Genomic DNA, 24,416 nt, shown 5'->3' with positions numbered 1-24,416 from the left:
GGGTGCCGCCAATTGGGTGGCATCGACAATTCGCTGGAATGCAGCTCGGCAAAGTGCTTGCCGCTGGTCGGCAAGCCGCTGCACGAAGGTATAAGAAAAGGAGATCGACATGCCGAAAATGAAGAGCAACCGGGGCGCGGCCAAGCGCTTCCGGGCCACCGGCAGCGGGCGCATCAAGCGCAAGCGTGCCTATCACAGCCATATCCTCACCAAGAAGGACCCGAAGCGCAAGCGGCGTTTGCGGGCGAGTACGCTGGTCGACCGCGCGGAAGAGAAAGCCGTGCGTCGGATGCTGCCAAAACTTTAACGGAGAGCGATCATGGCAAGAGTAAAAAGAGGCGTTGTCGCCCGTCGCCGTCACCGCAAGGTGCTCAGTCGTGCCAAGGGTTACTACGGTGCCCGGCGCAAGGTCTATCGCGTGGCCAAGCAGGCGGTCATCAAGGCCGGTCAGTACAGCTATCGCGATCGTCGCCAGCGCAAGCGTGACTTCCGCAGCCTGTGGATTACCCGCATCAACGCGGCCGCGCGCGAGCACGGGTTGTCCTACAGCCGGTTCATCAACGGACTGAAGCGGGCCGAGGTCGATATCGACCGCAAGGTCCTCGCCGATCTCGCGGTGAACGACAAGGCAGCGTTCCGGGCCCTGGCCGAGAAGGCCCAGTCCAGCCTGAGCTGACCGGCGCCGGTATGGAGAGTCCGGCATCGGCGCTGCTCGAGCAGGCGCTGAACGAGGTCACGGCGGCGTCCGACGAGCGAACCCTGGACCAGGTCCGGGTTCGCTACCTGGGCCGGAAGGGGGCGCTGACCGCCCGGCTGAAGTCGCTTGGGCAGCTGCCACCGGAGCAGCGGCGTGAGGCCGGCCAGGCCGTCAATCGGGCCAAGCAGGAGATCGAAGCGGCGATTGCCGAGCGCTCTGCGGCACTGGCGCGCGAGCAGCTGGATGTGCAGCTGGCCGAGGAGGCAGTCGACATCACGCTGCCGGGACGTCATCATGAGCCTGGTGGCGCCCATCCGGTCAGTCGGGCTCTGGATCGGCTGCTTGACATCTTTAGTCGTTTCGGGTTCGAGGTCGCCACCGGGCCGGAAGTCGAGGATGATTATCACAACTTCGAGGCGCTGAACTTCCCTGCGCATCACCCCGCTCGGGCCATGCACGATACCTTCTACCTGCCCGACGGGCGGCTGTTGCGCACGCACACCTCACCGGTTCAGATCCGGGTCATGGCCGAGCGCGGTGCTCCGGTGAGAATCGTCGCGCCGGGCCGGGTGTACAGGGCCGACTCCGACCAGACACATACGCCGCAGTTCCACCAGGTCGAGGGTCTGCTGGTCGACCGGGACGTCACTTTCGCGGATCTCAAGGGCATGCTCTCGGATTTCGTCAACGCGTTTTTCGAAGACGATCTGGAGATGCGCCTGCGACCGTCCTATTTTCCCTTTACCGAGCCATCGGCAGAGGTTGATGTACGCTGGCGCAACCCGGACGGCACGCCGGGCCAGTGGCTGGAGGTGCTCGGCTGCGGCATGGTGCATCCCAACGTCCTGGCCAACTGCGGGGTCGATCCGGAGCAATACACCGGCTACGCGTGGGGGCTGGGCGTGGAACGGTTCGCCATGTTGCGCTATCGGGTTGATGACTTGCGCCTGTTTTTCGAAAACGATCTGCGCTTTCTGCGCCAGTTCCGCTAGGGAGGGCGAGACCGTTCATGAAGATCAGCCACCGCTGGCTTTCCGAGTGGGTCGAAAACGACCTTGATGCACAGTCACTTGCCGAGCAATTCACCTTGTGCGGTCTCGAGGTGGATGCGGTTGAGCCGGTTGCGCCGGCGCTTGACGGCGTCGTGGTCGGCGAGATCATTGCCGTTGAGCCCCATCCCGACGCCGATCGGCTGAGGATCTGCCGTGTTGTCGGCGACTCGCAAGAACGCACGGTCGTCTGTGGCGCGCCGAACGCGCGTGCCGGACTCAAGGCGCCTCTGGCCACGCTCGGTGCATGCTTGCCGGGAGGGCTGAAGATCAAGCCGGCCCGCCTGCGCGGGGTGGCCTCCGAAGGCATGCTGTGTTCCGGGCCCGAGCTCGGCCTTGCGGAGGACGCTGACGGGCTGATGGAATTGCCGGGCGATGCGCCGGTCGGCCAGGCACTGAGCGAGTATCTACAGCTTGACGATCACGTGCTCGAGATCGACCTGACGCCCAACCGGGCCGACTGTCTCTCCGTGCGCGGCCTGGCGCGTGAGCTTGGCGCCATCACCAACCGGGCGGTGCAAGCGCCCTCGATCGAGCCGGTCGCGGCCACATCCGGGGCCCGGCTTGAGATCGAGCTTGAAGCGCCCCGCGACTGCCCGCGTTACGCTGGACGGGTCATCGAAGGCATCGATCCGACGGCGGCGACGCCGATCTGGCTGGTCGAGCGTCTGCGTCGTGCCGGCCTGCGCAGCCTCGGGCCAACCGTCGATGTCACCAACTACGTGCTGCTCGAGCTGGGTCAGCCCATGCACGCGTTTGATCTGGCCAGGCTGAGCGAGCGAATCCGGGTCCGGCGCGCCCAGTCCGGCGACCGGATCCGTCTGCTCGACGGTCAGGTGATCGAGCCGGACGAAGACATGCTGCTGATCGCCGATGCCGACAAGCCCGTGGCGCTGGCTGGAATCATGGGCGGCCTGGACACGGCGGTCAGCGATACGACCCGCGATATTCTGCTCGAATCGGCCTGGTTCCATCCGGCCACCATCAGCGGCCGTGCCCGCCGGCTGGGTCTGGCGACCGAGTCGGCTCACCGCTTTGAGCGCGGTGTCGATCCGGAACTCCAGCGGCTGGCGGTTGAACGGGCCACCCGATTGATCGTCGATATTGCCGGCGGTCGTCCCGGTCCCGTGGTCGAGGCAATCGCACGGGCGGAGCTGCCCTCACGCCCGAAGGTTGCCCTGCGCATTGAGCGGCTAAACCGCGTTTTGGGTTCGACGCTCGGCGAAGCCGAAGTCATTGATATCCTCCAGCGCCTGGAGATGGAGGTGAGCTCCAGCAGCGGCGAGCTGAGCGTGGTTCCACCGTCGGCACGGCGCGATATCGAGATCGAAGCCGACCTGATCGAGGAGGTTGCGCGCATTTACGGCTACGACCGATTGCCGGTCTCGCCGCCGGGAGGCCGGCTGCACGCGCGAGTCGGCAGTGAGAGCCGGCTGCCCGAACGACGACTCCGCGATCAGCTGATCGCGCGCGGTTTCCAGGAGATCATGACCTGGAGCTTTGTTGGCCGGGACGAACTTGATCGGATAGGGCTGGCGGGCGCTGCCCAGCCGCTGGCCAACCCGCTCAGCCGCGACATGGCGGTGTTGCGCACCAGCCTGCTGCCGGGCCTGCTGGCGACGGCTGATACAAATTTTCGCCGACAACACCTCGGGTTCAGGCTGTTCGAATGCGGCACCTGCTTCGAGCGCGACGATGACCGTTTCCGAGAAACATGGCGTATCGGCTTGCTGATGACCGGCCGGATCGGAAATGAGCACTTTAGCGGCCGACCTCGGTGGCTGGATTTCTTCGATCTGAAAGGAGAAATCGAGCATCTTCTGGCACTCAATCAGGTCACCGGTCAGGTCAGTGTGGCGCCGGCCGACAAGTCTTTTCTGCATCCCGGGCAGGGTGCGGCACTCCTGCTGGACGAGCGGCCTGCCGGCTGGTTCGGGCAGCTGCATCCAAAGCTGCAGCGCGATTTGGAGTTCGACCAGCCGGTGTTTGTGGCCGAGCTCGACGGCGCGGAAATCAGCCAGGTCAGGCTGCCTGAACACCGTCTCGCTGGCCGCTATCCGGCGGTGCGGCGGGATATTGCGGTCATCGTCGATGATCGCTATTCGGCTGCCGACGTGCTGGCCGAAGTTCGTCGCTGTGCCGGCGCGCTACTTGAAAATTGCGTGATTTTCGATCAGTATCGGGGCAAGGGAGTCGAATCCGGATGCAGAAGTCTTGCTATTGGACTGATTCTGCGCGATGTTTCTCGCACTCTCCAGGACAGGGAAGTCGATTCGCTTGTTGACGAAGTCGTTGCGGCCCTGAAAGCCCGGTTCAATGCCAAGCTGAGAGGATAAGAAAGGGGATGTCACTGACCAAAGCGGATCTGGCTGTTGCACTGTTCGATGAAGTTGGTCTGAACAAGCGCGAGGCCAAGGAGTTTGTCGATGCCTGGTTCGAGACCATTCGCCAGGCACTGGAAGACGGTGAGCATGTCAAGCTGTCGGGGTTCGGTAATTTCCAATTGCGCGACAAAAGCCAGCGTCCCGGCCGTAACCCCAAGACGGGTGAGGAGATTCCGATTTCGGCACGTCGCGTGGTGACGTTCAGGCCGGGTCAGAAACTGCGTTCGCGAGTGGAGGCCTATGCTGGATCCGCGGAGTAATCAGGAGCTGCCGCCGATCCCGGCCAAACGCTATTTCACGATCGGGGAGGTCAGCGAACTGTGCGCGGTCAAGCCGCATGTGCTGCGCTATTGGGAGCAGGAGTTTCCGCAGCTCAAGCCGGTGAAGCGCCGCGGAAACCGCCGCTATTACCAGCGTCACGACGTATTGATGGTGCGCCAGATCCGCGGTTTGTTGCATGAGCAGGGGTTTACCATCATGGGTGCACGCCAGCGTCTCGAAGGCGAGACGGCCCAGAACGACCTGTCGCGCAGCCAGCAACTGGTCAAGCAGTTGCGCATTGAGCTCGAGGAAGTGCTTCAGGTTCTGCGGCGATAGCCTCGCCCGGCGTTCCGGCCGTCGCGCACGAGCCGGGTCTTACACGGCGGCGGCGATCGCGGTAAAATGCAGTCTTTACAGTCAAATGGCTTTTCAGTCGGAGCGTAGCGCAGCCTGGTAGCGCACCACAATGGGGTTGTGGGGGTCGGGAGTTCGAATCTCCCCGCTCCGACCATTTCTTCACGGCCCGAAGCGGCCATCAACTCACATTCCATTCATGCGTAGTGATGTGCAATACCGGCCTGACGCGACAACAAGCCCATGCCGAACCCGGTTCGGCGCGGCAGGAATGGAAAGGTGCACATGAGTAATCGCCGACGAGTTGCCAACATGCCGGATATTGCCAGTCACGCCGAGACCCAGGTCGCCGGCGCCCTTGACTGGGTCGGGATGAATCAGATCGAGCTGCCGGTGCTGCTCGATGGCAGCGACGGGCGGCGAATGCAGACAACCGCCAATGTCAGCGCATTTGTCGACCTGGGCGATCCTGCCAAGCGCGGGATTCACATGTCCCGACTTTATCTGCTGCTGGACCGGGCGCTCGCCGAGCATACCGTCACTCCGGCACTGCTGCGCCACGTGCTGCGCGATTTCCTCTCCTCGCACGAGGGCCTGAGCGCAAGCGCCATGATTCGGCTGGATTTCGACTACATGATCCGGCGGCCCTCGCTGGTCAGTGACAACAGCGGCTGGAAGCGTTATCCGATCAGCGTCATCGCCGGGCTGGAAGGGCGGGGATTCGAGCTGGAGCTGTCGTTCCAGGTCAGCTACTCGAGCACCTGTCCATGCTCGGCGGCACTGGCTCGTCAACTGATTCAAAACCAGTTTCGGAAGGACTTCGGTGGGCACGGCCAGGTTGATGCCGCCAAGGTGGTTGAATGGCTGGGCAGCGAACAGGGCATCGTGGCCACGCCACACAGCCAGCGCAGCGCAGCCGACGTGCGGCTGCAGCTTGCCCCGACTTTCGAGGCGTTTCCATTCGTGGAGATGATCGACGCGATCGAGAACGCCCTCAAGACGCCGGTGCAGGCCGCCGTGAAGCGCGAGGACGAGCAGGCATTCGCCCTGCTTAATGGCCAAAACCTGATGTTCTGCGAGGACGCGGCACGCCGGGTTCAGTTCGCGCTGGAGTCGCAGGACCGCGTGGTGGACTTCTGGGCCCGCTGTCGCCATTTCGAAAGCCTGCATCCGCACAACGCCGTGGCCATCATCACAAAGGGCGTGGACGGCGGCTACAAGCCGATCGACGGCCAGCCCTCGGGCTGGCGCCACGGCTGAGCATTTACGGATTCATCCGGAATGGGCCATGGTCCGTTGGCAAAGGCCGGGCGTCGCTGAGGAATCTATTAGGGAGCCTCTTACATGGACACTGCCCGTTTTGCAAACGCCGGTTCCCAGACAAGAGGTTCCCTAATGGCGCAAGACGACCTGCAGACGCGGCAGCGTAATGCCGATGTAAACGCTATCGGCAGCACTCCAGGCTCGACCGACCAGTTCTCCAGTGTCGCCGTCGAAAGCGCTCAGGCGCAGCAAGATGTCATGGCCAGGCGCTTCGTTGGTGCGATAGAAGGCCAGCTCCAGCTCAATACCCAGGCTCATGGCGGCGGCATCCCGGGGCGTGATGCGGACAGCGGTCGTGTCCAACGCGAAGGGCGCTGCCTGGCGCCAGCTGCCGCCCTCGCGCAGCGCAGCGCGACCCTGGAACTGGCGGGAGCGGTAAAAGGCGGCGATTTGTTGCGGTACCGCAAGCTCGCCGTCAGCGACGCGTATCACCCGATCGCCGACAACGATCCGTCTGCCGTCGAAGGCGACTTCCTTGAGGAGCGCAGTCTGACTTTCCTCGCTGCCAAATCGGCACTGATCAGGGTCGGTGCGACCAACCAGCCCGCCGGTGCGCAGATGAAAGGTCATTGCGCAGCGCTGCCGACTGTGCCCGCTGGCATCAACCGGTGCGAACGTGCCGCCAAGCCGGTCCGGGCCCAGCTGGCCGTCAATCTCGACCAGGAATCGACGCGTTCCCTCGCTGGTCTGCTGTGTGAGCAGCGCGAGCAGTCCGTCGCTGTCCTCGAGCTGTTCGGTGCTCACAACCAGCTCGCCCGGCGAGGGCGCGGAATCACGATCCTGAACCCTGCTGTAGCGACCCGGAAGCACACGGCTCAACTCATCGACAATGCGGGTCAGCTGACTGTCCGACGTGCTCGTCGGCGCGCCGGTGGCGGCACAGCCAGCCACCAGGCAGGCCGACAGCGCCAGCCAGACCGTCAGCCTGGGGCCGCCAGCCGGCTGCGTGGGCGCTCTGTCGTGCTCAGCGTGCATCGGCATGAGGATTGGTTTCCCAGTCCAGCAGCAGCGCCGGGTCGATTCGCACGCTGCCCAGATTCATGCGCCAGTCGAGGTGCGGGCCCGTCACGCGCCCGGTCGCTCCGACCCGACCGATGATCTCACCCTGATCGACGCGCTGGCCGGTTTCCACGAGTATGCTGTCGAGGTGCAGGAAGGCCGACACCAGGCCGTGGCCATGATCGACGAACAGCGTGCCGCCGGAGTAATACATATCCGGGTGCGCCAGGGTAACCAAGCCAGGTGCCGGGGCACGCACCGGCGTCCCGACTGGTGCGGCGATATCGATCCCCCAGTGCGGATTCCGGGGCTGGCCGTTGAGAATGCGCTGGCTTCCGTAGACCCCGGTGACCGGCCCGATCAGCGGCCAGATGAACCCCTCGCGCCAGTCGCTGCGTGCATCCCGCCGTCGCCGCGCCTGGCCAATCAGGCGGTTGTCTTCGCGAATTCTCTCCTGGACCTCCGGCGGGGGCGTGACCTGATGGTCGGGCAGGCCATCGATGCGCTGGATGTCGAATTCCCGCGGCTCCGGGGTAAACTCGCCCTGCCAGCGCGTGCCGTCGGCCAGCAGCACTTCGACGACTGCTGGCTGGGTCGAGTCGCGGCCGAACGCAAACAGAAATCGGCCGTCGTCGGAGACCATCACCGGCTCCCCGTCAAGCCGCACCTCGCTGGCCCCTGGCGCTTGTCCCATCATCAGGCCACCCTGCTGCGCCTGACCATCGATATGCACCGGATCGGCGGCTGCCGGCAACGCAGCCAAAAACAGTCCGAGTGCCATCAGCGCCGCAGCGCAGCCAAATGGAAACGAGCAGGTCATCCGCCATTCAGGCACTGGTGTCGGCATGAATCGTCAGCTCCTGGCCTGGCTTGAGGACCGTATCCGGGTCGATGGCGTTCCAGCGCACCAGGTCGCGCACAGTGACGTCATGGCGCCGTGCGATGGTCCACAGCGAGTCACCCCGGCGCACGACGTAGCGCGTGGGGCCGGCATGGCCGCCGGCGCCTGGCTGGCTCATGTGCACGATCAGGCGCTTGCCGGGATGAATCAGAGTGCTGTTGCCGAGGCCGTTCCAGCGCCGCAGATCGGCTACTGTGACCTGGTAGCGGCGCGCAATCACCCAGAGATTCTCGCCTGGCCGGACCCGGTGCTGAAAGCGCCGGGTTGGCAGCAGGCGCTGGTGCAGACGCGTCAGCTCGGCATAGCGGTCGGCATGGGCCGGATCGACGGGCTGGGTGTCATCGGCCGCAATTCGGAGCTTCTGTCCGACCCGCAGCAAGTCACCCTGCAGACCGTTGGCTTCACGCAGCTGTCGAACGCTGGTGCCGTGGCGGGCGGCAATGTGGGACAGGGTATCACCCGGCCGGACCTCGACTGACCGCCAGGCAATCAGCTGCTCGCCCGGACTGTCGCTGGCCAATTCCGCGATGGCGGCCTCGATGCGTTCGGCGTGGCTGGCTGGAACAATGAGGTGGTGTGGCCCGCCCGGAGGCGTGATGTGGCCGTTCAGTCCGGGATTGAGCACCACGAGCTGGGCAATGTCGAGCTCGGCGGCGACCGACAGGGCCACGATGTCGATTGGCCCGGACAGCGCAACGAGCGCGATCTGCGGGCGGTCGTCCCAGACCGGCACCCGGAAGTGATAGCGCTCCGGATCGCTGAACAGGCAGGCCAGGCCGTTGAGCTTGGGAATGTAGCCCAGTGTCTCTCGCGGCAACCTGAGTTCGTGCCAACGCGGATGGTCCTTGCCGCTGCGCCGAATGGCCCGCATGACCCGGCCCTGGCCGCCATTGTAGGCCGCCAGCGCCAGATTCCAGTCGTCGAACTTGTCGTGCAGGTAAGTCAGATAGTCTAGCGCGGCGCGGGTTGACGCCCAGACATCGCGCCGACCGTCGTAGAAGCCGTTGATTTCCAGGCCCCGATCGCGCGCGGTCGAACTCAGAAATTGCCAGGCCCCGGCCGCACGTCCATGCGAATAGGCGAATGGATCGTAGGCGCTCTCGACAATCGGCAGCAGCGCAAGCTCGCCGGGCAGGCCGCGGTGTTCCAGTTCATCAACGATGTCATGAAGCCAGGGTCTGGCGCGATTGAAGACCCGGTCCATATAGTCATGGCGGTCACCGTACCAGCGGGCCCACTGCCCGGCGCGGCTGCCTTCAGGACACTCGGCAAAGGCAAAGCGCTCAACGACGCGCGACCACAGGTCTGAAGGCTGGATCTCGCTTTTCGGGCGCGTCGACTCGGGCAGTCCGAGGTCGCGGGTGGCTTCCTCGATGACCGCGAACGGATCGGGCGGCGATTCGGATCGTGGCGCAGTCGCAACTGGGCCAGGCTCGTCTGTGGCCGAGTCGTGCTGCTCGATCATGGCGCAGCCACCGGTCAGCAAGGACAGCAGGATGGCAACGCGCAGGGTTCGGGTCAGTGAACGCAAGGGCGATGGATGGGGACGCTGATCAGTCATGCCATGGTCACAGTGGGCGCAGCGGCCATTATGCGTGCAGATCAGCACAGGTCAAGCGCTTGCCGGCACGGGTACAATAGCGCCAATGACCGAAAAACAGACCGAAGTGTCCCGTGAGCGGGTCCGCGAACTGCTGCGGGAGGCCGACCGGCCGGTAACCCGAAGGCAGCTGTCTCATGTGCTGGGCCTGGACAAGGCGCAGTCTGATCTGCAGCTCAAGCCGGTGCTGACCGCCATGCTGGCCGATGGCGAAATCATTCGCAACCGACGCGCTGCCTACGGACTGCCCGACCAGATGGATCTGGTGCGCGGGCGGATCAGCGCCCATCCCGACGGCTATGGTTTCGTCGTTCCCGACGAAGGTGGCGATGATCTCTTCCTTTCGCCAAAACAGATGCGCCAGGTGTTCAACGGCGACCGGGTCCTGGCCGCCGTCACCGGAGTCGACCGGCGTGGCCGCAAGGAAGGCGGTATCGTTGAAGTGCTCGAGCGGGTTCATACACAGATTGCCGGCCGGCTGCTGATCGAAAGCGGTGTGGCCACGGTCGTGCCCGACGATCCGCGCCTGACCCAGGACATCCTGTTGACGAAAGCGGATATCGACCGGGCCTCCCCCGGCCAGATCGTCGTGGTCCGCATCGACAAGCCGCCGACCGTGCATCGTTCGGCGGTTGGGGAAATCATCGCGGTGCTTGGCAAGGCCGACGAGCCGGGTATTGCCACCGACATCGCCATCTACAGTCATGACCTGCCTGCCGAGTTTCCTGCTGCGGTTGTCCGGGCAGCCGAGGCTTGCGGCTCAGAGGTCGACCCGGATCTGGCCGCGCGGCGGCGGGATTTGCGCGATCTGCCATTGGTGACCATTGACGGCGCCGATGCCCGTGATTTCGATGACGCGGTATTTGCCGAGGCGCGCGGCTCGGGCTATCGACTGCTGGTGGCCATTGCCGATGTCGCCGAGTATGTCCGCCCGGACTCGGAGCTGGATATCGAAGCGCAAAGGCGTGGCACCTCGGTGTATTTTCCCGACCGCGTCGTACCCATGCTGCCTGAGGCGCTGTCCAACGGCCTGTGTTCACTCAATCCCGACGTGGATCGTCTGTGCGTGGTCTGCGAGATGAACCTGGACGCCAGGGGCAAGGTCAGCTCCAGCCGCTTTTACGAGGCCGTGATGCGCTCTCAGGCACGGCTGACCTACGACCAGGTCCGGCGCATCATGGAGGCCGGTGATCCCGGCCTGATCGAACGCTTCGGGCATGTACTGGGCAGTCTGCAGTGCTTGTTCGAGATCTATCGGCTGATGTTCCGGCGGCGCGAACGGCGCGGCGCACTCGACTTCGATTCGCGCCAGGCCTATTTTGAATTCGATCGCGAAGGGCGGGTGGCCAACATCCGGCTGCAGGCCCGCCATGACGCGCATCGGCTGATCGAGGAATGCATGATCGCCGCCAATGTGGAGGCGGCCCGGTTTGTCGGCCCTGCCCGGCTGCCGATGCTCTATCGGGTGCATGAGCCGCCACCGGCCGACAAGCTCGAGGGCCTTGAGGCGTTCTTGCGCGCCCACGCCATCGAGGTGCGCTGGTCGCAGGAGCCCGATCCGCAGCAGTTTGCCGCAATCCAGCGCCAGGCAGCCGGGCGCGCCGATGCCGATCTGGTCAATGCCCGCCTGCTGCGCAGCCTGAGTCTGGCCGTCTATCAGCCCGACAACAAGGGGCATTTCGGTCTGGCCCTGGAGCACTACAGTCATTTCACCTCGCCGATTCGCCGCTATCCGGACTTGCTGCTGCACCGCGCGATCAAGCATCTGTGCCGGGGCACCGATCGTTCCGCGTTCGGCTACGACCGCAGCCGCATGGAAGCGCTCGGCCAACACTGTTCATGGACTGAAAGGCGCGCAGAGGAGGCCTCGCGTGATGTCGACGAACGCCTCAAGTGCCAGTTCATGCAGCGCCATATTGGCGATGTCTTTCCCGGCATCGTGACCGGCGTAACCAGCTTTGGCCTGTTCGTCGAACTGACCGATTTTGCCGTCAGCGGGCTGGTGCATGTCACGGCGCTGCCGAACGATTACTACAGTTTCGACCCGGTCTCCTCGAGCATGACCGGCAAGCGGCGCGGCCTGCGCTACCGGCTGGCCGATCACGTGCGGGTCGAAGTTATTGGCGTATCGCTGGACGAGCGCAAGATCGACTTTCGCCTGGTCGAGCGCACGGAAAAATGACGTGAAACGCGAGCGGGTCATGGGCATCAACGCCGTCCAGGGGCTGCTCGATCATGCACCCGGACAGCTGGTGCGCGTCTGGCTGCGACCTGGCGGCAAGCGCCTGGAGACGCTCGAGGCGCGGCTGGCCGATTTGGGCGTTGCCGTCGAGCACGCCGATCAGCAGACGCTCGGGCGTCTGGCCGGAAAGGTACGCCACCAGGGCGTGATCGCGGAGTTCCGGCCGCGTGCACCCATCGACGAGCATGCGCTTGAACGCTATGTCGAATCTGCCGGCGATCAAGCGCTTCTGCTGGTGCTCGATGGCGTTCAGGATCCGCACAACCTGGGGGCGTGCCTGCGCACCGCGGCGGCGGCCGGGGCGACGGCCGTGGTGGTGCCGAAAGACCGGGCCGTGAGCCTGACGCCGGCGGCAAGGCGTGCCGCGGCAGGCGCGGCCGAACGGATTCCGCTGGCGGTCGTGACCAACCTGGCGCGCACGCTTCGTCATCTGGGCGGGCAGGGCGTCTGGCGGCTTGGCCTGGATGCCGGGGTCGAAGAGCCCCTGTTTGAAACGGAGCTGTCCGGTTCACTGGCACTGGTGCTTGGCGGTGAGGAGAAGGGGTTGCGGCGACTGACCCGGGAACACTGCGACCGTCTTGTCGCCATACCGATGCCCGGAGGCATGGAAAGCCTCAATGTGTCCGTCGCCGCCGGAATCGCTCTGTTCTCGGCGGTTGCCAGGAGGATGTCCGCGTGCCAATAAACGGTTTTCGGGTTGACTTGCCCGACTGGATGGGCGCGTTCGAGCGACGGCTGCCGGAGTGTCTGCCCGAGGCCGAGGCGCGCATGGCGGCCGCGATCAGCCTGTCGGACCAGAACGCGCGACACGATACCGGTGGACCCTTCGGGGCGCTGGTGGTCCGCATTGAAGACGGACAGGTGATCGCGCTGGGGGTCAACCGGGTCGAGCCGCAGCAATGCTCCAGTGCACATGCCGAGATCGTTGCCATGAGCATGGCCCAGCGTCGTCTCGGGCACTGGAATCTGGCGGCGGCCAGTATCGGGCCGCTGCAGCTGGTGACTTCCTGCGAGCCTTGCGCCATGTGCCTGGGCGCCATCCCCTGGTCCGGCGTGAAGTCCGTGTTGTGCGGCGCACTCACGGCCGATGCCGAGGCAGCAGGCTTTGACGAAGGCGTGCGGCCAAGTGACTGGATCGAGGTTCTAGCCCGGCGCGGCATCGATGTGCGCACTGCCGTACTGCGCGAACCGGCGGCGCGCGTGCTGGAGCGCTACGCGCGAACCGGCGGGTCGATCTACAACCCCTGAACAGGCCGGGCCGAGGGGCCCGGCCACTGCAAGCCGGCTGAGAACCCGGCGGATCTGCTGCGAGCTCTTATTGATCGAGTAGTTCAGTGAGCTTCTGCTGCAGTTCCGGATCGTTCTGAATGGCCATTGCAATCTGATTGAACGACTCGACGTCCAGGCCCGCCTCCTCGACAGCCTGGGTCATCTGCTCGTTGGCCTTGAGCTGCAGTTCGTGCGCCTTTTCGGGATCGTCGACGTTCTGCAGCCGGCCCGAGAAGTCCTGCTGAATACCCGCAATCTCGACCTGGGCATCCGCAAACTGCTCGAGCTGCTGGTCGCTGACGTCAACCGGTTCAGGCTGCTGCGCCTCATAGCCGGTTTGCGCCAGAGCGGCGCCGGCAAAGATCAGGGCGACGGTCAGGGTCATCAGGGTTGTGATCTTGCGATACATATCGAGTGCACTCCTTTGTGCTTGGTGAATGAGCAGGGTTCAATCAGCAAGTATTGTGCCGATAGCTGGGCCATATGAAAATCAGTAGCTTGCGTTCAAAGTGTCGTTCAAACCCCTCGCGGAATGTGTCATAATGGCGCATGTGCCCATAACGCAAACCCGAAACAGCCTGCGCCTGCAGCTCCTGCTGGTGATTGTCCTGCCGCTTTCGGCGGTCGGCACCGGTATGGTCTGGATGACCTACCACTCGGTCGAGGGGTGGCTGGAGCAGCGGCTGCAAAAGGAGATCGAGCTGGTCGCCAGGGCAACTCGCGTGCCGCTCGAGCGCGCGCTGCAACAGGACGATCTGGCTAGCGTTCAGCAGACGCTTGATGCGGTCTTCGAGATCGGAAGGGTCTACGGCGCCTATGTCTATGACGCTTCGGGCCAGCGCGTGGCAACGGCAGGCGATGCCCGTCCTGGGCCCCGTGAGCAGATCGAGGCAGCCGAGCTGGTCGAGCTGGGCGAGGAGATTGGGCGCTATGCGGAACTGGCCGGGGAGGACGTTTTTTCCTATTTCGTACCTCTGACCGGTCCCACCGGACGCATCGACGGCCTGCTTCAGGTGGTGCGCCTGGAAAGTGAAATGGCGAACCGACTGGCGGCATTAGGCAACGCCAGCGGACTGGCCTGGCTGGTCTTTCTGGCCGTTCTTGTGGCTGTGCTGCTGGTCGGTCACCGGCTTGCGGTCGGGCGTCACGTCGATCGCCTGGTACGCAGCATGGCCCGGATTGAAGGCGGCCATACGACGCACCGGGCAACGATCGGCGGTCCCGCCGAACTGGCCGGTGTTGGCGCCGCGCTCAACCGAATGCTTGACGGACTCGACCGCACCCAGCGGGAGCTCGCGCTGCAGCGGCGCGAGCGGCAGCGGCTGACCGAGCGCATGCGGGCCCAGGAGCATCTGGCCACGCTCGGGCGGTTTTCTTCCGGTGTCGCCCATGAGCTCGGGGCGCCGTTGACGGTCATTGATGGCGATACCCGCCGCCTGCAGAAACTGGAAGCGGCCGATGCCGAGGCGCGCCGTCGCCTGGCCCGGATCCGTGAACAAATCCAGCGCACACGCGAGCTGATCACGCAGCTCATGGAGTTTGCCCGCAGTGAGCGCAAACCGGCCGAACCGGTCAACGTCGACCGGCTCCTCCAGCGTGTACTGGCGGCTGTTCAGCCGGAGTGCGAAGCGCGCGGGATCAAGCTTGAACAGCAGATGCCGGAATCCTTGCCGGTCGTCAATGGCTGGTCAGTGCGGCTCGAACATGCGCTGCTCAATCTCCTGCGCAATGCCGTGCAGGCTGCCGATTCAAGTGTTTGTGTCGAGGTGCTCGCCAGCGCCGGGAAGGTCGTGATTGCCGTCGACGATGATGGGGATGGTGTTCCGGCGGACCAGCGCGAGCGAATCTTCGAGCCGTTCCATACCGCGCGCCAGACCGGCCGCGGTACGGGTCTCGGGCTGGCCATCGTCAAGGGGGTCGCTGATGAGCACGGTGCGATTGTGCGGGTCACGAACTCGACCCGACTTGGCGGGACGCGCTTTGAACTCCATCTTACGGACGAGCGACAATGAACGCTTCAGTATCGAGCCTCATGATTGTCGAGGATGATCAGTCGCTTGCCCAGCTGCTGGTCGAAGAACTCGAGACCGAGGGCCACCGGGTCCAGGCCTGGTCCAGCGCTGAATCCGCGTTGGCGGCCATGGACGCATTCGAACCTGACCTGGTCATCACCGATCTGCAGCTCCCGGGCAGCAGCGGACTGGCCCTGCTCGAACAGGTGCGCGGTCGACATGCGGCACCGGGAATGCTGATGATCAGCGCTTACGGCACGGTTGACCGCGCGGTGGCCGCACTCAAGGCGGGTGCCGACAATTTCCTGACCAAGCCGCTGGATATGGATCACTTCCTGATCACCGTCGATCGCATACTGGCCAACCGTCGACTGCACCGGGAAGTGCAGCGCTTCCGGCAGGTGCTCGAGCAAGCGGGTTTCCACGGCATGGAAGGCAGCAGCCGCGTCATGCGCGTGTTGTTCGACCGCATTCGGCAGGTCGCGCGCGCTGACGGGGCCGTGCTGATCAGCGGCGAATCGGGTACCGGCAAGGATCTCGCCGCGCGCGCCATTCACGCCGAGAGCGGGCGTGCGGATGCGCCGTTCCTGGTCGTCAACTGTGCCGGAGTGCCGGCCGAACTGCTCGAATCGGAATTCTTCGGTCATGCTGCCGGGGCTTTTTCGGGTGCCGACAAGGCACGTCCGGGACTGTTTCGCGAGGCCGACGGCGGTACGTTGTTTCTCGACGAGATCGGCGAAATGCCGGTGGCGCTGCAGGCCAAGCTGCTGCGCGCGCTGCAGGATGGCCATATCCGGCCGGTCGGCGCCGATCGCGAACACCAGGTCGACGTGCGTCTGATTGCCGCGAGCAATCGCGATTTACGTGACCGGGTCGATCAGGGGCACTTTCGCGAGGATCTCTATTATCGGCTCGAGGCCTTTCAGCTTGAGATACCGCCGCTGCGCGAGCGCGGCGAGGACATCGAGCTGCTGGCCATGCGTTTTCTGAGTCGTCTTGCCGCGGCCCGCGAGCGGCCGGCAAGGAAACTGGCCGGACGCACGCTTGAGCTGATCCGCAGCTATCACTGGCCCGGCAACGTTCGCGAGCTAAGCAACGCCATCGAGCGGGCGGTGACCTTTTGTCCCGGTGAAGAGATTGGCCCCGAGCACCTGCCTGAGCGGATCCGGCAGCGTGCCGGACAGCAGTCGGGAGGGGCGGGACGGCGCGGACAGGAGGAATTGCCGTCAGCACTGCTCGAGGGCGACATGCTGCCGACACTCGATGAGATTCGAAGGCGCTACGTCAGCTATGTGCTGAAGCGAGTAGACGGCAACAAGCGCCGCGCTGCGGCGTTGCTTGGCGTGGGCAGGCGAACGCTTTATCGCTGGCTGGAGGCTGCGACCGACGACTGACCGGCCGGTCATGTCGCGGCGCCTTTTGTCAGCACGAGCTCCACGGCCTTTGATGCCAGCCCGACATCCTCGCGCAGGATGCCGTGGTCGGCTGCCGCCAATATTTCGTACTGTCCGGGCCGCAGGCGGGACGGCAGAAACACCGGGCCGAATCGCACTCGCTTGAGCCGGGCAACTTGCGTACCAACGGCTTCCCACAGCCGCCTTACTTCCCGCTGGCGCCCTTCCATGATGACCACCGTGAACCAGCTGTGGCTGCCGGTCGACTCACCGGCGACGACATCACTGAAGCGGGCCGGTCCATCGTCCAGATCGACGCCATTCAAAAGCTGTTCGATCTGTTGTTGGCTGACCGTGCCGCGAATGCGACACAGGTATTCGCGGTCGACCCGGCCGGCCGGGTGCATCATGCGATTGGCCAGTTCGCCGTCGGTGGTCAGCAGCAGCAGACCGGCAGTATTGATATCGAGGCGGCCAATCGCAATCCAGCGGCCCTGTGCCGGCCGCGGCAGACGGTCGAACACGGTTGCTCGTCCCTGCGGATCGCGTCGTGTCGTGATCTCGCCTTCAGGCTTGTGGTAAACGAGGGTCTGGTGTTGGGCGGTTCGGGCAGCGACCTGCCAGCTGCGTCCGTCCAGGCCGATTCGCTGGCCGGCGCGGACACCGGTTCCAGGGCGTGCCACCTGGCCATCAACCCGAACCTCGCCACGCTCGATGCGCGCCTCGATGGTCCGCCGCGATCCGAGGCCGGCTCGAGCCAGAACTTTTTGCAGGCGCTCGTCGGCCGCGTAAGGAGCCTCAGGCTTGTCTGTTTTCGTCGGCCGGGGGTGCTTCTTCGCGTTCGTTGGCCGGCGCGACGGCCGACTGGGCCGCTTTTTCGCCGTGCGAGTCGGCCGTCCCGTCCGATGACCGGTGATCTCTGAACTCGTCCGGCTCGACGTCGGCCTGTTGCTGGTCGTGTGGCGCTTCTTGCTGCGTTTGGGTGTCATCGTTGGCGCTGCTTCGGGCCGCCTTGGCGGCATCAAAATCCAGTTCGGGTTCGAGGTTGTCGATGTCCTTGATCTCGGCCAGTGTCGGCAGTTCATCGAGCGACTTGAGGCTGAAGTAGTCGAGAAAGGTGCGCGTTGTTCCGAGCAGCTCCGGCCGTCCCGGCACGTCGCGATGGCCGACGACCCGGATCCAGTCGCGCTCTTGCAGGGTGCGCAGAATGCTGGAGCTGATCGATACACCCCGAATCTGCTCGATGTCGCTGCGCGTGATCGGCTGGCGATAGGCAATGATGGCCAGGGTTTCGAGCAGGGCGCGCGAGTAGCGCGGCGGTTTTTCCGTCCACAGCTGCGAAATGGTTGGCATGAGCCTGGCCCGGATCTGCAGCCGAAACCCGCTGCCGACCTCGATCAGCTCGACCGCACGCCCTTCCAGATCCGCGTCCAGCGCGGCAAGCGCTTCGCGCAGGGCGCCATGGCTCGGCTGTTCGTCCGGCGGAAACAGGCCGCTGAGCTGGTTGAGGCTGAGCGGGTGACCGGCCGCCAGCAGCGCACCTTCAACGATTCGTTTGAGCTCTTCGATGGGCATATCGGGTCAGAGTTGGTTTGGGGCCGGCTGGCGAACATAGATGGTACCGAACAGTTCCTGCTGTACCAGATCGATCAGGTGCTCGCGCAGCAGTTCGAGCATGGCCAGAAAGGTGACGACTGCACCTTTCCGGCCCTCCTCCAGGTCGAAGCAGTGGCTGAACTCCACGAACTGCTCACCGGCAACCAGGCTGACGATGCGGGCCATGCGCTCACGTACCGACAGCGGTTCGGCCTGAATATGGTGATGGGCCAGGATTTCAGCGCGGGCCATGACCTCGCGCAGCGCGAGCAGCACTTCGCGCAGGTCAACTTCAGGCGGTACCCGAATCGTCTCGGCGTGCTCGATTTCGGCGCTGGCCACGGCGATGTCCCGTTCCAGCCGGGGCAGGCTATCCAGGTCCTCGGCCGCCTGCTTGAAGCGCTCATACTCCTGCAGTCGTCTGACCAGCTCGGCGCGCGGGTCCTCCTCGTCTTCTTCCTCGTCGGCGCCGGGTCGCGGGAGCAGCATGCGCGACTTGATCTCGGCCAGAATCGCGGCCATGACCAGGTATTCTGCGGCCAGCTCCAGCCGCAGGTCGGTCATCATTTCGATATAGCCGATGTACTGGCGGGTGACCTCTGCAATCGGAATGTCCAGAATGTCGATATTCTGTCGCCGAATCAGATACAGCAGCAGATCCAGCGGCCCCTCGAAGGCTTCGAGAAACACTTCCAGGGCGTCGGGCGGAATGTAGAGATCATCGGGCAGCCTGAGCAGCGGTTCGCCCTGGACGACCGCAAACGGCATCTCTTCCTGCTGGGCGCCGGTTTCGACATGATTATTCATGGGGCGCAGTGTAGCGGAAACGGACCGCTACCGAGGCGATCCCCCTTACAATGGTCTGCGACCTTGCCGGCGTCGTGCCGGCCTGTTGACGATTGGACAGACCGCTAAACCGAGACCATGCTGTACATGATCGTGGGACATGATGTCGAGGACAGTGCTTCGCGGCGCGCCAGCGCGCGCGAGGCCCATCTGGCACGTATCGAAGCCCTGGTCGACGAGGGTCGACTGGTGATTGCCGGCCCCCTGCCGCACATTGATGCCCCGGATCCCGGCCCAGCGGGTTACGCCGGCTCACTGATAGTGGCGGAATTCGAAAGTCTGTCTGACGCACGTGGCTGGGCCGAGGCTGATCCCTACCTGCAGTCCGGCGCATGGGATGCCGTTGAAGTTCAGCCCTTTCGCCAGCTGCTGCCATGAGCCGCCGGGTCAGCGAAATCCGGCGCCGGCTGGAGGCGCAGCTGGCGCCTGAGAGTCTGGATGTTATCGACGAGTCGCATTTGCACCGCGGCCATCCGGGAGCTCGCGACGGGCGTGGGCATTTCCGCATTCGCATTGTCAGCGATGTCTTTCACGGCCTGCCGCGGCTGGCTCGGCATCGTCGGGTGTATGCTGCCATTGGCGATCTGATGCAGACCGATATTCACGCGCTCAATATTGAGGCAGTTTCTCCAAATGAATTGTAAATATCTGATAAGTTGTATATTTGTTTTGTTTCTTGTTGCTGCCTGTGGGCAGAATGACAAGACGGGCAGTGAAACCGCTCCCGAAGAAATCGTTTTGGTGACGGTCGACGGCGAGCCGATCACCAAGCGCATGCTGGAGCAGATCATGACCGCGCGCGGCGTGGACGAAACCGACCATGACAGCATGCGTGAGCTGTTCGACGAAATGATTCGTGTAAGGGCGGTGGCCAATGCCGCCATCGCCGAAGGACTGCATCGGGACCCGGATTTTCTGGCCGAACGTCGCCTGCGTGAGATGGAAGCCCTGTTTCGTCGCTACCTGGATCGGGCTGTCGCCCTCGAGCCGATCTCCGAGGAAGAGATTCGGGCGGTCTACGATGCCCAGCATCAGCGCGCCGGAACGACGCAGTACCGCATCGAGACGATCACCTATGCCAGCCAGGGAGAGGCCCTGGAGCAACTGGAGGCGATCGGGAGCGGCGAATTCGACTACGCTGTCGCGCGCGACCGGGCCGAAGCCGAGGGCCGCGCGATCGAGCAGCCGGGCTGGATCGACCTCAGCCAGGTGCCCGGGGAGTTTGCCGCTCAGCTTGAGGGCGCCGGTGCGGGCACGACTGTTTCTGTCCCGTTGCCGACGCCGCAAGGCTGGCGCATTGTTCGGGTAATGGATACCCGGCCGCTGCAGGCGCCACCGCTCGAGCAGGTGCGCGAGGGTATCGAACGCACGATTCGCCAGCAGCAGCGCCGCGAGGTCATCGACCGGCTCTATGAGGCGGCCGATATCGTGCCGGTGCTGCCGCTGGAGCCGGAGCAGGCGGACTGATATCGATCACGTCAACCCGGGCGTGGCCGATCTTTGTCGCCGAATACTGTCAGCCGCGCCCGGGGTGGGCGCTCAGGGCAGCGTGACCGGCTTGGCTGGCTGCCAGTCCTCGGCGCGATGTTCGACCACTACGGTGGTATAGATGCCGCCCCGGACGTTGAATTCAGCGGTCAGACGCATGAAACGCGGTTTGAGTGCCGCCACCAAATCGGCCAGGATTCGGTTGGTCACGTCTTCATGAAACGCGCCCTGGTCGCGAAAGCTCCAGATATAGGTTTTGAGCGATTTCAGTTCGACGCAAAGCGTGTCGGGAACGTAGGCGAGCCGGAGCTCGGCGAAATCGGGCTGGCCGGTCTTCGGGCACAGACAGGTAAACTCGGGCACTCGGATGCGAATGGTATAATCGCGCGCTTGCTGCGGGTTGGGAAACGTTTCGAGATCCCGGCTGGGTTCTGAGGGCATGCGGATGTATCTCGCGTCGGGCAATCGCGCCATTATTACAACAAATTCGGGCTGACACTTGAGTCAATGCGACTGACCGCCATCAAACTGTCCGGCTTCAAGTCCTTCGTGGAACCGACGACGATCAGGTTTCCGTCCAACCTGATGGGCATCGTCGGACCGAACGGCTGCGGCAAGTCCAATATCATCGACGCGGTGCGCTGGGTGATGGGCGAAAGCTCCGCGCGCCAGCTGCGCGGGGAATCGATGAGTGACGTGATCTTTTCGGGCTCGAGTGCGCGCAAGCCGGTGGCGACCGCGACGGTCGAACTGGTCTTCGACAACAGCGACGGGCGCGCTGGCGGAGAGTATGCTGATTACGCCGAGATCTCGGTCAAGCGCCAGGTCAGCCGGGATGGCCAGTCCGCCTACTATCTCAATGGCACCCGGTGCCGCCGCAAAGACATCACCCGCCTGTTTCTTGGCACCGGGCTGGGACCGCGCAGTTACGCCATCATCGAACAGGGCATGATCTCCCAGATCGTCGAGGCGCGCCCCGAGGAGCTTCGAGCCTTTCTCGAGGAAGCCGCCGGTATTTCCAAATACAAGGAAAGGCGACGCGAGACCGAGAATCGCATTCGGCACACGCGCGAGAATCTCGAGCGCCTGAGCGACTTGCGCGAGGAGGTCGGCAAGCATCTCGACAAGCTCAAACGTCAGGCAAACGCGGCCGAGCGCTACCGCAAGCTCCAGAAGCGCTACCGCCAGGACGAGGCGCGTCTGCTGGCGCTGCGCTGGCGTGAACTCAGTGCCCGTGCCGATCAGGAGCGCGCCGAGCTGCACGAAGTGGAAACGCGACTGGAAGCCAGACTGAGCGACCAGCGCAGCGCCGAAAAGGAACTCGAAGCCCTGCGTGAGCGCCAGCACAAGGCCCGCGACGTCGTGGCCGGCGTCCAGGGCGAGCTGTACGAAGTGGCCGGACAGATCGCGCGCATCGAACAGGAGATCGAACACCAGCGCGAGATTCGCCGTCGTCAGCAGACCGAATACGAAGACACCGAAACACAGCTCAATGAGCTCAAGCAGCACCTGGTGCTTGACCAGGCGCAGGTGAAAGACACTTCGGAGGAACTGGCCAGGCTGACGCCCGAGCTTGAGCAGGCCCGTCAGGCCGAGCGCGAAGCCCAGGCGGCCGTGGAGCGCATCGACGCCGAGACCGAGGACTGGCAGCAGCGCTGGCAGCGTCACCACAGCGAGGCCGGGGAGGTTTCCAGCCAGGCCGAGCTGCTGCGCCAGCGAATCGAGCATCTTGACGAGCGCATGAGCCGTGCCGCCGAGCGCATCCGGACGCTTGAAGATGATGGCGGTGAGGCACCCCACGGCGAACTGGTCTCGGAGCAGGCTGGCCTGGAACAGAAGTTGAAGGAAGCCGATGAACGGCTGGCAGAGCTCCGGGCGGCGGTCGACGAAAGACAGCAGGCCATGGCCGAGCTCGGCACGCGGATTGAAGAACAGCGTGACGCGCTCGAGCAGCTGCGTGCGCAGCGCCATGAGCGGCACGCGCGGCGGGAGTCGCTGCGGCTGCTGAACCAGGATCGTGACCATCATGGTGTGCGGGAAGCCTGGTTCAAGCGCCAGGGCCTGGACCAGCGGGCGCGTCTGCTTGAGCGCATCGACATCAACGATCCGCGCTGGAACCGCGCTGTAGAAAGCGTGCTAGGACGCTGGTTGCGGGCCGCAACCGTGGACCGGCTGCAGTCGCACCTCGGCGACGAGATGCCGGAGGCCGGCCTGATGCTGGTTGAAGACGGCGCCCAGGCAGCCGATGACAGTGAAACGCTGGCTGCGCTGGTGCAAGGGGCCGGTGCGCTGACACCGGTTCTGGCCCGGGTGGTTTGCGTCGATGACGTCGAGTCCGGTCAGCGACGCCTGGCAGAGTTGCCACAGGGTCATTCGGTGATTACGCCCGACGGGCTCTGGATGGGTCACGGCTGGCTGCGTCAGCCCCCGGCCGAGCAGGGCGATTCCGGCGTTCTCGAGCGAGAGCAGTCGATACGGGAACTGGCTGAATCGATCGCTGAGGATGACGGTCAGATAGCCGCAATCGAGCAGCGCCTGGCCGAGATGCGGTCACGGCGAGAACATACCGATGGCGAACTGGGTGATGCGCGCGCCGCGCTCGAGTCGACGCAGGCCGAACGTGCCCGGATACACGCCAGTCTGGCCGGTGTGAAGTCTCGCCTCGACAGCCTCCGGCGTCAGCGGGAGGCGGCACGCGAGGAACTTCAACGGCTGCGACAGCGCCAGGACGAAGACGGCCAAGGGGTCAGCCAGACGCGCGCCGAGCTTGAGCAGGTGCTGGAGCGTATGCGCACGTTCGAAGCGGCGCGTGAGCCACTGCGCGAACAGAAGCGCGAGCTCGACTCGCAGCGCCAGCAGGCGCGCAGCGCGCTGCTCGAGGCGCGCGAACGGCGGGAATCGCTGTCGCTGAAGGTCGGCTCCGGGCGTGCCGGGCTGGAATCCCTGCGTCAGTCGATTTCACGCATGGACAGCCAGGTCGGGCAGCTGCAGTCGCGCTACCTGGAGCTCAGTGAGGCATTGGCGCAGGGTGATGAACCGGTTGCTGCCCAGCAGCGAAAGCGCGACGGATTTCTCGAGCAGCGCCTGGCAATCGAAGCGCGGCTGCGCGAAGTGCGCGGGGACCTCGAGCAGCTCGAAAACGCCTGGCGCGAGCAGGACGAGATCCGCCAGCAGGCGGCAGCCGAAGTCGACCACATCCGCCAGGATCAGTCAGAGCGCCAGCTGGCGCTCAAGGAGACCCAGCTCAAGGCCCAGTCACTGGCCGAACGCATCGAGGGACTGGATGCCGATCTCGAAGCGTTGCTTGGTGAAATGCCCGAGGGCGTTGAAGCAGCGCAGTATCAACAGGAGCTCGAGGCGCTTGAGACGAAGATTCGCCGCCTGGAGCCGGTCAACCTGGCCGCTATCGACGAATTCAGGACTGAATCCGAGCGCAAGGAATACCTCGACCGCCAGCAGGCCGATCTCGAAGAGGCGCTGGACACGCTTGAACAGGCAATCAGCCGCATCGACCGCGACACGCGCACGCGTTTTCGCGAGACCTTCGAACAGGTCAACAAGAACATGGAAACGCTGTTCCCGCGGCTGTTCGGCGGCGGCCATGGTCACCTCGAAATGGTTGGCGATGACTGGCTTTCGGCCGGCGTGGCGATCATGGCGCGTCCGCCCGGCAAGCGGATCGCGCGTATTCATTTGCTGTCGGGAGGTGAGAAGGCGCTGACCGCTGTCGCCTTCGTGTTCGCCATCTTCAATCTCAACCCGGCGCCGTTCTGTCTGCTCGACGAGGTCGACGCACCGCTTGACGACGCCAATGTCGGACGATTCTCGGATATGGTTCGCGAGATGTCGGAACAGGTCCAGTTCGTTATCGTCACGCACAACAAGGTCACCATGGAGGTGACCTACCAGATGCTCGGGGTGACGATGCGGGAGCCCGGCGTGTCGCGACTGGTATCGGTCGACCTGGATCGTGCCGTGGCGCTGGCTGAGTCCTGAAGCCG

Annotated in this window: 24 protein-coding genes and 1 tRNA gene; 17 read left to right on the top strand and 8 right to left on the bottom strand. The window is 64.4% G+C overall.

The window, feature by feature from the left end:
- Window positions 1-109 precede the first annotated feature (109 nt).
- The 8 genes from rpmI (at window position 110) to HND55_08980 (ending at window position 6,005) form a co-directional block, all read left to right on the top strand.
- Entirely contained in the window at window positions 110-307 is a 198-nt protein-coding gene (gene rpmI / locus HND55_09015; GenBank protein ID QKK02772.1) for a 50S ribosomal protein L35, read from the top strand.
- Between the two features lie 12 nt (window positions 308-319).
- The gene (gene rplT / locus HND55_09010; protein ID QKK02771.1) at window positions 320-676 is read left to right on the top strand and encodes a 50S ribosomal protein L20; all 357 of its coding nucleotides are present in this window, start codon (window positions 320-322) and stop codon (window positions 674-676) included.
- A gap of 11 nt (window positions 677-687) precedes the next feature.
- Window positions 688-1,689 carry a phenylalanine--tRNA ligase subunit alpha gene (gene pheS, locus HND55_09005; GenBank protein QKK02770.1) on the top strand — a complete coding sequence of 334 codons (1,002 nt, stop codon included), beginning with the start codon at window positions 688-690 and terminating at the stop codon, window positions 1,687-1,689.
- 17 nt (window positions 1,690-1,706) lie between these two features.
- The gene (gene pheT / locus HND55_09000; GenBank protein QKK02769.1) at window positions 1,707-4,082 is read left to right on the top strand and encodes a phenylalanine--tRNA ligase subunit beta; all 2,376 of its coding nucleotides are present in this window, start codon (window positions 1,707-1,709) and stop codon (window positions 4,080-4,082) included.
- An 8-nt stretch (window positions 4,083-4,090) separates the two neighbouring features.
- The gene (locus HND55_08995) at window positions 4,091-4,390 is read left to right on the top strand and encodes an integration host factor subunit alpha (GenBank protein ID QKK02768.1); all 300 of its coding nucleotides are present in this window, start codon (window positions 4,091-4,093) and stop codon (window positions 4,388-4,390) included.
- Window positions 4,371-4,727: a MerR family transcriptional regulator gene (locus HND55_08990; GenBank protein ID QKK02767.1), complete on the top strand. Its 357-nt coding sequence runs from the start codon at window positions 4,371-4,373 to the stop codon at window positions 4,725-4,727. The genes HND55_08995 and HND55_08990 overlap by 20 nt, the downstream gene beginning before the upstream one ends.
- Before the next feature lie 98 nt (window positions 4,728-4,825).
- Window positions 4,826-4,902 (top strand) — tRNA-Pro (locus tag HND55_08985).
- A 155-nt stretch (window positions 4,903-5,057) separates the two neighbouring features.
- Window positions 5,058-6,005, top strand: coding sequence for a GTP cyclohydrolase I FolE2 (locus HND55_08980; protein QKK04053.1), 948 nt, complete (start codon window positions 5,058-5,060; stop codon window positions 6,003-6,005).
- Window positions 6,006-6,137: 132 nt separating this feature from the next.
- Here the strand turns inward: HND55_08980 and HND55_08975 are convergent, their stop codons facing one another.
- From HND55_08975 to HND55_08965, 3 genes are read right to left on the bottom strand one after another with little or no spacing between them, the layout of a single operon-like run.
- Window positions 6,138-7,049 (bottom strand): hypothetical protein, encoded by a 912-nt coding sequence (locus HND55_08975; GenBank protein ID QKK02766.1) that lies wholly within the window; start codon window positions 7,047-7,049, stop codon window positions 6,138-6,140.
- The gene (locus tag HND55_08970) at window positions 7,033-7,848 is read right to left on the bottom strand and encodes a M23 family metallopeptidase (GenBank protein ID QKK04052.1); all 816 of its coding nucleotides are present in this window, start codon (window positions 7,846-7,848) and stop codon (window positions 7,033-7,035) included. The genes HND55_08975 and HND55_08970 overlap by 17 nt, the downstream gene beginning before the upstream one ends.
- 46 nt (window positions 7,849-7,894) lie before the next feature.
- Entirely contained in the window at window positions 7,895-9,529 is a 1,635-nt protein-coding gene (locus HND55_08965; GenBank protein ID QKK02765.1) for a LysM peptidoglycan-binding domain-containing protein, read from the bottom strand.
- An 85-nt stretch (window positions 9,530-9,614) separates the two neighbouring features.
- On the opposite strand from HND55_08965, the gene rnr reads away from it, so the two are divergent.
- Genes rnr through HND55_08950 form a run of 3 tightly spaced genes read left to right on the top strand, consistent with a single transcriptional unit; the run spans window position 9,615 to window position 13,058 of the window.
- Window positions 9,615-11,750 (top strand): ribonuclease R, encoded by a 2,136-nt coding sequence (gene rnr, locus HND55_08960; protein QKK02764.1) that lies wholly within the window; start codon window positions 9,615-9,617, stop codon window positions 11,748-11,750.
- Window positions 11,751-11,769: 19 nt separating this feature from the next.
- A complete protein-coding gene (gene rlmB, locus HND55_08955) occupies window positions 11,770-12,495 on the top strand; it encodes a 23S rRNA (guanosine(2251)-2'-O)-methyltransferase RlmB (GenBank protein ID QKK04051.1) in 726 nt (241 codons plus the stop codon).
- On the top strand, window positions 12,486-13,058 hold the full coding sequence (locus HND55_08950; GenBank protein QKK02763.1) for a nucleoside deaminase: 573 nt from the start codon (window positions 12,486-12,488) through the stop codon (window positions 13,056-13,058). Before rlmB ends, HND55_08950 begins: the two co-directional genes overlap by 10 nt.
- Window positions 13,059-13,125: 67 nt before the next feature.
- Here HND55_08950 and HND55_08945 read toward each other — a convergent pair whose 3' ends face one another.
- Window positions 13,126-13,488, bottom strand: a complete 363-nt coding sequence (locus HND55_08945) for a DUF4168 domain-containing protein (GenBank protein ID QKK02762.1) — start codon at window positions 13,486-13,488, stop codon at window positions 13,126-13,128.
- A gap of 133 nt (window positions 13,489-13,621) precedes the next feature.
- On the opposite strand from HND55_08945, the gene HND55_08940 reads away from it, so the two are divergent.
- Both HND55_08940 and HND55_08935 read left to right on the top strand, forming a co-directional pair.
- Window positions 13,622-15,091: a HAMP domain-containing protein gene (locus tag HND55_08940; GenBank protein ID QKK02761.1), complete on the top strand. Its 1,470-nt coding sequence runs from the start codon at window positions 13,622-13,624 to the stop codon at window positions 15,089-15,091.
- Complete coding sequence (locus tag HND55_08935) at window positions 15,088-16,485, top strand: sigma-54-dependent Fis family transcriptional regulator (GenBank protein ID QKK02760.1); 1,398 nt, start codon at window positions 15,088-15,090, stop codon at window positions 16,483-16,485. Before HND55_08940 ends, HND55_08935 begins: the two co-directional genes overlap by 4 nt.
- A gap of 8 nt (window positions 16,486-16,493) precedes the next feature.
- Here the strand turns inward: HND55_08935 and HND55_08930 are convergent, their stop codons facing one another.
- The 3 genes from HND55_08930 to HND55_08920 form a co-directional block, all read right to left on the bottom strand.
- A complete protein-coding gene (locus tag HND55_08930; GenBank protein QKK01165.1) occupies window positions 16,494-17,168 on the bottom strand; it encodes a pseudouridine synthase in 675 nt (224 codons plus the stop codon).
- A gap of 115 nt (window positions 17,169-17,283) precedes the next feature.
- Complete coding sequence (scpB, locus tag HND55_08925) at window positions 17,284-18,060, bottom strand: SMC-Scp complex subunit ScpB (GenBank protein QKK02759.1); 777 nt, start codon at window positions 18,058-18,060, stop codon at window positions 17,284-17,286.
- A 6-nt stretch (window positions 18,061-18,066) separates the two neighbouring features.
- Entirely contained in the window at window positions 18,067-18,849 is a 783-nt protein-coding gene (locus tag HND55_08920) for a segregation/condensation protein A (protein QKK04050.1), read from the bottom strand.
- Window positions 18,850-19,005: 156 nt separating this feature from the next.
- On the opposite strand from HND55_08920, the gene HND55_08915 reads away from it, so the two are divergent.
- The 3 genes from HND55_08915 (at window position 19,006) to HND55_08905 (ending at window position 20,394) form a co-directional block, all read left to right on the top strand.
- The gene (locus tag HND55_08915) at window positions 19,006-19,305 is read left to right on the top strand and encodes a YciI family protein (GenBank protein QKK02758.1); all 300 of its coding nucleotides are present in this window, start codon (window positions 19,006-19,008) and stop codon (window positions 19,303-19,305) included.
- On the top strand, window positions 19,302-19,571 hold the full coding sequence (locus tag HND55_08910) for a BolA family transcriptional regulator (GenBank protein ID QKK02757.1): 270 nt from the start codon (window positions 19,302-19,304) through the stop codon (window positions 19,569-19,571). Before HND55_08915 ends, HND55_08910 begins: the two co-directional genes overlap by 4 nt.
- Window positions 19,572-19,668: 97 nt before the next feature.
- Window positions 19,669-20,394, top strand: coding sequence for a peptidyl-prolyl cis-trans isomerase (locus tag HND55_08905; protein ID QKK02756.1), 726 nt, complete (start codon window positions 19,669-19,671; stop codon window positions 20,392-20,394).
- A gap of 72 nt (window positions 20,395-20,466) precedes the next feature.
- On the opposite strand, the gene queF is transcribed toward HND55_08905, so the two are convergent.
- On the bottom strand, window positions 20,467-20,856 hold the full coding sequence (gene queF / locus HND55_08900; protein ID QKK02755.1) for an NADPH-dependent 7-cyano-7-deazaguanine reductase QueF: 390 nt from the start codon (window positions 20,854-20,856) through the stop codon (window positions 20,467-20,469).
- A gap of 66 nt (window positions 20,857-20,922) precedes the next feature.
- Here queF and smc point away from each other — a divergent pair, with 66 nt between their 5' ends.
- Entirely contained in the window at window positions 20,923-24,411 is a 3,489-nt protein-coding gene (gene smc / locus HND55_08895; GenBank protein QKK02754.1) for a chromosome segregation protein SMC, read from the top strand.
- Window positions 24,412-24,416: the final 5 nt, after the last annotated feature.

This window comes from Pseudomonadota bacterium (assembly GCA_013285445.1).
Lineage (GTDB): Bacteria > Pseudomonadota > Gammaproteobacteria > Xanthomonadales > Wenzhouxiangellaceae > Wenzhouxiangella.
Note: the sequence above shows the minus strand (reverse complement) of the source record. Positions and strands in the feature narration are given on the sequence as shown.

Bases quoted from the DNA above. Each gene is read 5' to 3' on its own strand.
- rnr (QKK02764.1), top strand. From the start codon at position 9,615: ATGACCGAAAAACAGACCGAAGTGTCCCGTGAGCGGGTCCGCGAACTG.
- HND55_08970 (QKK04052.1), bottom strand. From the start codon at position 7,848: ATGGCACTCGGACTGTTTTTGGCTGCGTTGCCGGCAGCCGCCGATCCG.
- scpB (QKK02759.1), bottom strand. From the start codon at position 18,060: ATGCCCATCGAAGAGCTCAAACGAATCGTTGAAGGTGCGCTGCTGGCG.
- pheS (QKK02770.1), top strand. From the start codon at position 688: ATGGAGAGTCCGGCATCGGCGCTGCTCGAGCAGGCGCTGAACGAGGTC.
- HND55_08965 (QKK02765.1), bottom strand. From the start codon at position 9,529: ATGACTGATCAGCGTCCCCATCCATCGCCCTTGCGTTCACTGACCCGA.
- HND55_08990 (QKK02767.1), top strand. From the start codon at position 4,371: ATGCTGGATCCGCGGAGTAATCAGGAGCTGCCGCCGATCCCGGCCAAA.
- HND55_08940 (QKK02761.1), top strand. From the start codon at position 13,622: ATGGCGCATGTGCCCATAACGCAAACCCGAAACAGCCTGCGCCTGCAG.
- rplT (QKK02771.1), top strand. From the start codon at position 320: ATGGCAAGAGTAAAAAGAGGCGTTGTCGCCCGTCGCCGTCACCGCAAG.
- HND55_08980 (QKK04053.1), top strand. From the start codon at position 5,058: ATGCCGGATATTGCCAGTCACGCCGAGACCCAGGTCGCCGGCGCCCTT.
- HND55_08920 (QKK04050.1), bottom strand. From the start codon at position 18,849: ATGCCGTTTGCGGTCGTCCAGGGCGAACCGCTGCTCAGGCTGCCCGAT.
- HND55_08995 (QKK02768.1), top strand. From the start codon at position 4,091: ATGTCACTGACCAAAGCGGATCTGGCTGTTGCACTGTTCGATGAAGTT.
- rlmB (QKK04051.1), top strand. From the start codon at position 11,770: ATGGGCATCAACGCCGTCCAGGGGCTGCTCGATCATGCACCCGGACAG.
- HND55_08935 (QKK02760.1), top strand. From the start codon at position 15,088: ATGAACGCTTCAGTATCGAGCCTCATGATTGTCGAGGATGATCAGTCG.
- queF (QKK02755.1), bottom strand. From the start codon at position 20,856: ATGCCCTCAGAACCCAGCCGGGATCTCGAAACGTTTCCCAACCCGCAG.
- rpmI (QKK02772.1), top strand. From the start codon at position 110: ATGCCGAAAATGAAGAGCAACCGGGGCGCGGCCAAGCGCTTCCGGGCC.
- HND55_08915 (QKK02758.1), top strand. From the start codon at position 19,006: ATGCTGTACATGATCGTGGGACATGATGTCGAGGACAGTGCTTCGCGG.
- HND55_08910 (QKK02757.1), top strand. From the start codon at position 19,302: ATGAGCCGCCGGGTCAGCGAAATCCGGCGCCGGCTGGAGGCGCAGCTG.
- pheT (QKK02769.1), top strand. From the start codon at position 1,707: ATGAAGATCAGCCACCGCTGGCTTTCCGAGTGGGTCGAAAACGACCTT.
- smc (QKK02754.1), top strand. From the start codon at position 20,923: ATGCGACTGACCGCCATCAAACTGTCCGGCTTCAAGTCCTTCGTGGAA.
- HND55_08975 (QKK02766.1), bottom strand. From the start codon at position 7,049: ATGCCGATGCACGCTGAGCACGACAGAGCGCCCACGCAGCCGGCTGGC.
- HND55_08945 (QKK02762.1), bottom strand. From the start codon at position 13,488: ATGTATCGCAAGATCACAACCCTGATGACCCTGACCGTCGCCCTGATC.